The sequence below is a fragment of the Desulforhopalus vacuolatus genome (assembly GCF_016918505.1).
Classification (GTDB): domain Bacteria; phylum Desulfobacterota; class Desulfobulbia; order Desulfobulbales; family Desulfocapsaceae; genus Desulforhopalus; species Desulforhopalus vacuolatus.
On record NZ_JAFFPZ010000020.1, the window covers coordinates 43358 to 53045 of the forward strand.

General features: G+C 45.5%; 7 protein-coding genes and 1 pseudogene. 3 read left to right on the forward strand and 5 right to left on the reverse strand.

Annotated elements, in window-relative coordinates; genetic code table 11:
• The first annotated feature begins 121 nt into the window (after window positions 1-121).
• A complete protein-coding gene (locus JWG39_RS11925; RefSeq protein WP_205219636.1) occupies window positions 122-2602 on the forward strand; it encodes a hybrid sensor histidine kinase/response regulator in 2481 nt (826 codons plus the stop codon).
• Window positions 2603-2922: 320 nt separating this feature from the next.
• Here JWG39_RS11925 and JWG39_RS11930 read toward each other — a convergent pair whose 3' ends face one another.
• The 4 genes from JWG39_RS11930 to JWG39_RS11945 all read right to left on the reverse strand — a co-directional run bounded on the left by JWG39_RS11930 (window position 2923) and on the right by JWG39_RS11945 (window position 5990).
• Window positions 2923-3087 (reverse strand): glucokinase, encoded by a 165-nt coding sequence (locus tag JWG39_RS11930; protein ID WP_338032213.1) that lies wholly within the window; start codon window positions 3085-3087, stop codon window positions 2923-2925.
• 255 nt (window positions 3088-3342) lie between these two features.
• Window positions 3343-3516: an endonuclease gene (locus JWG39_RS17115; protein WP_205219637.1), complete on the reverse strand. Its 174-nt coding sequence runs from the start codon at window positions 3514-3516 to the stop codon at window positions 3343-3345.
• 182 nt (window positions 3517-3698) lie between these two features.
• Entirely contained in the window at window positions 3699-4178 is a 480-nt protein-coding gene (locus JWG39_RS11940; protein ID WP_205219638.1) for a methyltransferase family protein, read from the reverse strand.
• Between the two features lie 480 nt (window positions 4179-4658).
• On the reverse strand, window positions 4659-5990 hold the full coding sequence (locus JWG39_RS11945; protein WP_205219639.1) for an MFS transporter: 1332 nt from the start codon (window positions 5988-5990) through the stop codon (window positions 4659-4661).
• A 1138-nt stretch (window positions 5991-7128) separates the two neighbouring features.
• Here JWG39_RS11945 and JWG39_RS11950 point away from each other — a divergent pair.
• On the forward strand, window positions 7129-8097 hold the full coding sequence (locus tag JWG39_RS11950; RefSeq protein ID WP_205219640.1) for a glycosyltransferase: 969 nt from the start codon (window positions 7129-7131) through the stop codon (window positions 8095-8097).
• Complete coding sequence (locus JWG39_RS11955) at window positions 8090-9343, forward strand: hypothetical protein (RefSeq protein WP_205219641.1); 1254 nt, start codon at window positions 8090-8092, stop codon at window positions 9341-9343. The genes JWG39_RS11950 and JWG39_RS11955 overlap by 8 nt, the downstream gene beginning before the upstream one ends.
• A gap of 241 nt (window positions 9344-9584) precedes the next feature.
• Here the strand turns inward: JWG39_RS11955 and JWG39_RS17120 are convergent.
• Window positions 9585-9688: pseudogene (locus JWG39_RS17120) on the reverse strand (IS1595 family transposase); the annotation flags it as partial.

Genomic DNA, 9688 nt, shown 5'->3' on the forward strand with positions numbered 1-9688 from the left:
GCACTTATTGTACTCATCCAGCAATGGTTAACATTGCTAAAAAAATAATAACATATTCTCGACAACAGTAATTTTTGATATATTGTCATTTTGATTAAAATCTTAGTTCATGGGTGACCGGATGGTAGAAAAACCAACGTATGAAGAACTTGAACAACGGATTAAAGTGCTGGAAGAGATTAATATTAATTTCACAAGCCCCCAAAAGACTTTAAAAGAAAGTAAAGCAAAAATTACCGAGCACAAAAAGACAGAACCTGATTATAGAAATATATTTGAGATGGCTTCGAACGGCCATGTCTACGGAACGGCCCGAGATATCACTGATCAAAAACTGAAAGAAAAAAGATACCAAAAAGCCATTGAAAGCTCCATTGATGGATTCTATATGCTTGATCAAAAAGGAAATTTCCTTGAAGTCAATGACGCATACTCTCGTATGATTGGATATAGTCGAGAGGAGCTTTTAAATATGTCAAGTATGAATGTCGAAGCACTTGAAAATCCAGAAGAAATAAAAAAAAGAAGATCAAAAATAATCAGGGACGGCAGTGACCAATTTGAAACTCAACTCCGACATAAAACCGGTTATCTAATCGATGTAGATGCAAGTGCAAATTTCATCCGAGACAGTGGCGGTCTGTTCTTTATTTTTATTCGTGATATCACTGAACGCAAGCAGATAGAGAAAGAGTTGATAGCATCAAAAACCTATTGGGCTAACATCCTCAACAACATCAGTTCCCCTGTATTCGTCAAAGATGACCAACACAGATTTACTGTCGTGAATGATGCTTTTTGCTCCATCTTTGGTCGAGTCAGGGAAGAGATAATTGGCAAAAAATTAGTAGAAGAAGTATCTCAAAACGAGCAGGATCATTTTCTGGAAATTGAGAGACAGATACTGGCGAATGGGAAAGAGAATTCATGTAAGGAGACGCTCACGGTTAAAGGATCAGAAAAATTAATTATTTTAACCAAAAAAACCAGATATATAGCCGAAAATGGTGATAAATACCTTGTTGGTGTGATTCGTGATATTACCGAACGGGAAACGTATGAGACTACACTGCGACATAGCGAAGAACGATATAGAGAGTTGTTTGAAAATGCCCCGTTCCCCTATCAAAGCCTGGATGAAAATGGTTATCTCCTTGAAGCCAATAGAAGGTGGTTGGATCACCTGGGATACTTTCGAGATGAGGTTGTCGGTAAATCGTTTGCTGATTTTTTACATCCTGATTGGCAAAATCATTTCAGAGAAAATTTCCCTAAATTTAAATCAGTTGGGGAGATTCTCGGTATCGAATTTCAGCTGAGGAAAAAGGATGGGACATATTTTTGGGTATCATTTGATGGTAAAATCAACAGAGACCATAATGGAAACTTTATTCAAACACACTGTGTTTTTACTGATATCTCTGAACAAAAGAGACTTCAGGATAAAGTAATTATTCAGAATGAAGCCCTTAATCAATCTCAGAAAATGGAATCTGTTGGTCGATTAGCGGGAGGCATAGCTCACGATTTTAACAATATGCTCAGTATTATTCTCGGTTATACAGATTTGGCTTTAGGGAAATTAGAACCGAGTGATCCCTTATATGGCGATATGGAAGAGATTTACAAGGCTGGTATACGTTCAGCAGACATGACACGGCAGTTACTGGCGTTTGCTCGACAACAAACGATTGCTCCCAGGGTTCTTAATCTTAATGACAATATCGGCAGTATGATAAAGATGCTTCGTCACTTGATCGGTGAAGATATTGATTTTGCGTGGATGCCTGGAACTGAACTCTGGTCAGTTAAAATTGATCCTTCTCAAATCGATCAAATTTTGGCAAATCTCTGTGTCAACGCCAGGGATGCAATAATTGACGTAGGTAAAGTTACTATCGAAACAAAAAATATTGCATTTGATGAAGAATACTGTGTAGATCACACAGGATTTCTTCCTGGTGAGTATATAATGCTTGCGGTAAGTGACGATGGTTGCGGAATATCACCAGATACTATGAATCAGATTTTTGAGCCGTTCTTTACGACCAAAAAGAGTGGCCATGGTACTGGGCTTGGGCTGGCCACTGTATATGGTATTGTCAAACAGAACAATGGGTTTATAAACGTCTACAGTGAATTAGAGAAGGGGACAACGATAAGGGTTTATTTCTCTCGGCATGTAGCACAAGCTCTCGAAGTAAGAAACGAGACTGCCCTGGAAAACCCATTGAGTCAGGGAGAAACAATACTCCTGGTGGAAGATGATGCTTCTATTTTGGATCTTGGTATAAGAATACTTGAAAATTTGGGATATAATGTACTCTCAACTACGAGGTCAAAAGACGCTAAAAAAATGGCCGAGGAATACGATGGAAAAATCAACCTTTTGATAACAGATGTGGTTATGCCAGAGATGAATGGCCGGGAACTCTCTGAACAATTGCAAATCATTTACCCCGAGCTCAAAATACTGTTCATGTCCGGGTACACTGCGAACGTCATAGCCCACCATGGTGTATTGGATGAAGGTATTTATTTTATATCAAAGCCGTTTTCCCCGAAAGACATAGCTCTTAAAATTAGGGAAATACTGGATTGAGGCAGGTTGAAAAAAGTATAGTCAGCGCCAACAAAGCCGGGGTGTAATTGTTATCACCCTTCTATTCCAGATTATTCGATTTATTACCAGTCGCAAACAGCACTGCCATTATCTAATCTCCATATCGGTTGGTTTTGTTGTAATACAATCTCGCCTGTGCATTTTCCTTGAATTTATGAATGATAACAAACATGGTTCTTGAGCAATATAGGCCAACTTCACAAAAAACTCCATCAACTTTCAGTCCATTGGGAGATTGAGGAGTTCAACTCCAGCATTACCACAATTTTATGGCACCCTTATGTGCAGACCTGCAAAAATTATAATATTTCGAGGGCATAATAGGCGGCCCCTGTAAGGGCCATGTCAGCTTTAAGGATGACATTAACCGGCATATTGTAAAGTAATTTCGACATTCGACCTTTATGCAAAAAAGTTTTCATAAGAAGCCCCTTTTGAAGTTGTGGAAGAATCCGAGGAGGAATGCTGGATTAGTACAATAAGTGCAACGCCATGATATGAAAAAGAGTGAGCTGCCGGTATGGTTATGTCACCACAACCTGCCGGAGGTTTTACCATGCAACAGGTACCAGCGGCCGCTACCAGCTGATTGCAATCGCACCAAACGGACGACGATTAGAAAATTACAGACTAACATGGATCGTCTTTCTAATCATAACACAACTGCTTAATTCAACGATAATATGGCCGGACTCAAGATACATTTCTCAAGGTTGAAATCATTGATTCGGGCACATCTCGGCAACAAAAGGATTCCGGTTGCCCTGGATCTTTGCAACACGCCTCTCGCGTTCACACTCCCAACTATCAACCGAATCTTGTCGGTTCCAGGCAGCAAACAACTTTCGATTCTTTTTTGAGATGATTCCACGTCCCGGGTAAGCCGCATCCATGTAGCGGTACGTCCTGCTATATTCCCTCGAACATTGGGTCCATCTGCACAAAGGTACCAAACGCGACAGAGGATTATTTTTGTTTGATTTATGATACACTGATGCTGAGCCTTTCTAACGGAGCACAGAGGATAGACTGAGTAAGCCATAGTTAAAGACTGCATTAAAAACGTATCGTATGCTCACAGCCAGCGCCGAACCTTCCTTTTGTATTCAAGAAACGTGTCTCCAAACTTATCTTCCAGATACTTCTCTTCTGGCTTTATCGCCAACTCCTGCAGTGCCCATGCTCCAACTGGCGTGAGCAAAAGAATCCACCAGTTCGCGGTCGCAAACGCTACACCAATGCAGACAAGCACCATCTGCAAATACATGGGGTTACGAGTGACCCTGAACGGTCCGCGGCTTTCAATGTAAGGTGTGGTTTTCCACGGATTCTCGTTTTGGCCATTCTTGCGGAAAAGCACAACCGCCCAGACTCCGAGGAACACGAAGGCACAGATCGCGAAAGCACCACCGATGAAATAACGTGCTGGCACGCCAATTTCAATACCGAAAGATAATGGGCACAAAGAGTTCAGACCAATACCGACTGCAATGACTATAAGTGGTATCCCCGGAGGGAAAAACTTCACTTTTGCGGCATCAACGTGTTCATCCATCTTCTGTATTTCTCCAATGTGGGCCTTCGTAACCTCGTTGTCCCATGGGAACCTTGAACAATCAGTCTTTTGCTCATCTTCTTCGTTATAGTCAAAAAGTTATCCTCCGACAAAGCGAGGAACAAGACGTCGAGATATCGATCATGGCTGTAATAAATTTCCTCCTGTGCCTCGAATATGAACGAAATACAAGCTGTTTCAAGGTACCCACCGGTGACGAACGGGAATTCGGTATAAGTACCTTCACGAAAGCTGAATAAGTACAATAGGTGCAACACCGTAATATGAAAAAAAAGTGAGCTGCCAGTATGGTTTTATCACGACAACCTGACCGGAGGTTACCCTGCACAGGTACCAGCACCCGCTACAGCAGCAACGCACTCTTTTAGAAAGGTACCAGATCATGGCCTTTCTTCAAACAGGAAGATCTCAGTAAGCAGATCACTCCGGTGTCTGTTGCTGTTCTAAGACAATGATTCATCACTTCTCTTCGGATGATGTGATATCCTCAGGATTTTCAAGATCATTTATAAGTTCTTCGAAGCTGGATCGAATATCTTGAGCATCTTCATCTCCTGCAGCTTCAATTTCCGCCAGATCAACATCCGGGTTAAGAGATACACTCAATGGAAGCGTTGCCATCACTACAAAATCACCCTGTTCTGCTGCATCAATTGCACCCCGTTTTATTAAACGCCATAAGGCAAAGACCATAACTGAACTCAGCATTACACCGATACATCCACAGAAAGCCTGAGGGCCAAAGATATCCATGGCCAGGGCAGTCACAGGCGAACCAATTGAAGCCCCAATCGCATTTATCAGCACCAAAGTCCCACCGGCCGCAACCATTTGGGTGGGTGTCAGGTAATCGTTGGTGTATACACTGCAAAGAGAATATAAAGGCATAGTCAGGCCTCCAACAGTTGCTACAATCACATAGAATAATAACCCTTCCCCGGTATATTGCAGAGCGATAAAGGAGACTACAGCTCCACCCGTGCAGCTGAATATAATCACAATGCGTGGCCCATAATAATCCGAAATCCAGCCCAGGGGGTATTGGAACAGAAACCCGCCCAGAATAAGTGTACTCATGAAAAATGAGACATCTTTTACCGACAATCCAATTTCGGTTGCGTAAACAGCCCCCATGCCGAAGAATGCACCTATTGACATACCGGAGACAAACATGCCAAATACGCCGAGGGGTGACACGCGGTAAAGCTGTAAAACACCAACGTTTTCCATCACATCAATTTGTGGTGCGCGTGCTGTCGATAAAAGTATCGGGATCACCGCCAAACTGACCAGAAGAGATACCAGCACAAATAACTCAAAGCCTGAAGGGGAGGAAAGGTTCAGCAGCATTTGTCCTCCCGCCATCCCGCCAAGGGAAATCAGCATGTAAAAGCTCATCAATTTTCCCCGGTTGCCATTGTTCGCGGCCTCGTTTATCCAGCTTTCTACAACAATAAAGAGACCGGCATAGGCAAAACCTGTTACAAAACGCATTGCCCACCAGATCCAGGGAGCAACAAAAACGGCTTGTACAAGGATTGAAGTCGAAGCAAGCGATGCCAGGGCACCAAAGGTGCGCACGTGACCGACCCGGCCCACCATTTTAGGAACAATATTGCAACCGGTCATAAGACCCAGGAAATAGCCGGACATTACCAGACCGGTAATAGTTGTGCCAAAACCTTCCATGGTGGCACGCACCCCGGTCAGAGTTGCCTGTAAACCATTTCCGAGCATGATGAACCCCATGCCCAGAAACAATGCCCAGCAATTGGAAAGAACTCTCCACATTTTTTGCACGTACCTTTTTGATAAATTGTTATTAATATTGCAGGTAATTAGATCAATTTTTATTAATTCTAACTTTCCGATAACAGGGAACTAAAGACTCTTTAAAACTTGTAATTTTAAACTTCAATGCCCGCCGAGTTAAGATTTTATTACAGACCTCTTCCTTTTCCAGAAACGAATCCAGGCAGAGAATGCCGAGACCAAACATCGGCTGTTCGTTTCGTCTTTCATCGTAAAACGGATAAAAAGAGTGCCGTCAGAAATGGCCCTGGGCAGGGTAAAATGAGTAATAATTGAGGTAAAGAAGAATTGGCTCAGTAACTTTGTCAACAAGGGGAGTGTTCAGAATTCTCTGTCAGCCTTACCTGTATCCCCCTTAAATTCCAACTCCTAATTCCCGATCCAGCCGTCCTTCGAAAAAAATTACCAGCTGAGAGAGAGCCAAAGACCAGTTCTGGATCGGCATCGTTCGCTCCTTCTGGGCATTCTGAAATCGCTATGCCGCATAATTAGAACTCTCTTTTCAACTGAACCATGGAACGCATGCAGGTTTTGCACGTGAGCGAGAAAACCGCGTTTGACACCCCACCCATTTTCGATTTTCATCAGCGTGACGAAGCTTTTTCGGATCGTACCCGTCAAAGGCCCCAGAAGTTCATTCCAGGAGCCTGTCGGATAATAAGTTTTCCTTCTTATATTGAGGCATTTTTAGAAATTCAAGTACACGCATGTAGTTGATATTGGGAGTATTGGTTATTTGAAAATAACGCTAATATGGTAACCTTGTTTTTTAAGGTGCAACGAACAAAAGAGTATCAAATAAAAAAAAGAATCCTGACACACAGGGCTGGCACAAGCCCCAACATTTGGTCGAGAAGAGAAGGCTTGCTCTATCGTGAGGTAAATCGTATGATTAGCATCACTGATTGGGTGATTTCTCGTGTAGGAATCGCATTTTCATAAGCAATTTAAACATCGATTACGTATTCACTAACCAGAGATATGGTTCTCCGCCCCGCCCATGCAATGAGTGTTTTTTTGCCCATTTGGCAGGTTGGGTTGATGATCTCTGGCGGGAGCTGAACACTCCAGCGAAGGGTCGTTGCGTATATCGTTCCGCCAGGACAAATAAGGTATTATGTCACTCTCCCCTGACTTGCTCGCGAACTTGAATTATGCCGTAATCCTGCCCTGTTATAACGAGGAGGCAGCGATTGCTGCAGTGGTGGCTGATTTTCGAGCAGCCCTGCCGGGGGCACATATTTACGTTTATGATAATGCGTCCACGGATGAAACGGCAACGATAGCTCGCGCGGCTGGTGCCGTAGTCCGTCAGTCACCTCTCAAAGGGAAGGGCCATGTCATCCGCCAGGCGCTGGCAGAGGTTGAGGCAGATATCTATCTCATGGCTGATGGTGACGGCACCTATGAGGCAGCTGCGGCGCCGCGCATGATCGACCTGCTGCTGCGAGAGCGGCTTGATATGGTCACCGGGGTGCGTCGCCATAAAGGCAAGGCAGCCTATCGAACCGGGCACCAGTGGGGCAACCGGCTGTTCACCGAGGTGTTTCGTAGAGTCTTCCGGATGCCGATGGGAGATGTCCTGTCTGGATACCGCGTCTTCTCCCGCCGGTTTGTGAAAACCTTTCCCTCCGTCTCAAGACTGTTTGAGGTTGAGATCGAGCTGTCTGCCCACGCGGCCTTCATGCGTCTGCCGGTGGGGGAATTGGAGACAATCTATGCAGAGCGGGCCGAAGGTAGTCAGAGCAAATTGAAGACCTGGCGTGATGGCAGTTACATCCTGTTTAAGCTGGTGCGTTTCCTTTCTACTTATAAGCCGTTCCTCTTTTTTGGCAGTGTCTCGGCAGTGCTCACGTTGATATCCCTCGCGTTGGGGCTGCCGGTGGTGTTTGAGTTTTTGGAAACCGGGATGGTGCCCCGTTTTCCCACGGCCATCCTCGCTACCGGGATCATTATATCCGCAGTTATCTTCTTTGCCATGAGCTTGACGCTTGATGTACTCTCACGGTACCATGCAGAGACCAAACGGCTGGCGTATTTGCGGGTTCCTGTCCTGCCGTCACCAGTGGAGCGGGGAAATGATTGACCGTTTTGTCTGGCAGCGGTTTGGCGTATGTCTTGTATTAATTCCAATATTGACGGGCCTGTTCTGGATTTTGATGACGGCAGTGATGGCCTTGCCGGACGCACCCATCAAGGAACATATTCTTGAAGACGTGACTCTGCTCAATACAGATTATGAGGCTGCTTTTAACGGGCGTCGGATTGATCTGTTTACAGAGTGTATCGGCGTGACGGCAGGCATGGCCCCCCTGTTACCAAATGAGCCAAGGGCCGTGACCGTCCCCATCTGGATTGGCTGTGATCCGATGCAGCGCGGGCTCGCCAGGCAAGAGGCCTCCGAAAACATATCCGCGCAGGTCTATCACCGCTATTGGCATGGCTATGCGGTGCCGGGACGGGTGCTGTTGTCTGCGCTGCCCTATGCCGATGTACGCGGTGTGGTTTTTCTGGCCACTTCGTGGTTGATGATCTGGCTGGCGGTTCGTCTCTCCCGTCTTGCAGGGGCAGGGTTTACAGCGGCGTTTTTCCTCCCGTTTTTGTTCGTTAATTTTGCAGGCCCTTTAATGCTGCTGACCAAGGCGGTCGCCTGGTGGGTGCTGCTGGGTGTCTCCGTTTGGCTTGCGGGGAAAAAGCGTGACCACACGCGACTTCCACTGGTAACATTCTTTCTCTGCGGGGCGCTCACCGCGTATACCGATTTCCTGACTACACCCGCGCTCAATGCCGCCATCCCTGCCATGGTGTGGTGGGTAGCATGGCGAGACAATACGGAGCAACCACTTGGCGACCTGTTTTGGCTTATGAGTTTTTTTGCCCTGGGTTATGTCGGACTCTGGGCAGCGAAGTTCATCCTTGCGGCAGCCATTCTTGGCCCGTCTGTCTGGGCTGATATCGGCGCAGCCGCATCTTTACGCCTGCGCGGCGGCGATACCTCATCCTGGCCTCTGATGGCGACGCTTAAGAATATTGAGGCGTTTAAGGCCCTCTGGGGCCCATTGACGATCATCACCTTCGGGATTCTGCCTTTTGCAACCAGGGAGCGACGGGCCAGAGCAAGAATGTTGTGGCGGGAGGGAAAGGTCTTCCTCCTCATAGCATTGACGCCCATCCTGTTCATGGAAATTCTGTCGGGTCATGCCCAGGTCCACGGGTTCTTCACCCATGTAAACTTTCTCCCGCTGCTGATAGTCAGTAGTCTGATCCTGTTTGGAGAGCAGGCAATGGTGACACGCTTGCCACTGCCTGAGCATCCTGATCCACATATATGACGGGGTTGAGTTATACCATTCTTATTAAGTTGTGACCGTACTAAATGCCATTTTCACTTTCTATTGGCGAATTCAAAGGCAGGGGGATGGGAGACAGGAGACGGGAGACGGGAGACAGGGAAAAGCAAAAGACGGAACAGCGAAAAACTTTTTGCCAAAGGAAAGCTCTAAACATTCGAATAAAAGCAAAAAATTTAAAAAAAGATTTTAAAATTAAAGGCTCATGTTGTGTTTCAGGGTCTTATTTAACCAGCACTTCAACCAGCGAGTGAAGCAAGGTTTTCCCGCGCTTGCCAACATTATGAACAAACTCGAAGAAACCAAGGTATAAAGGGAGCTTCTCTT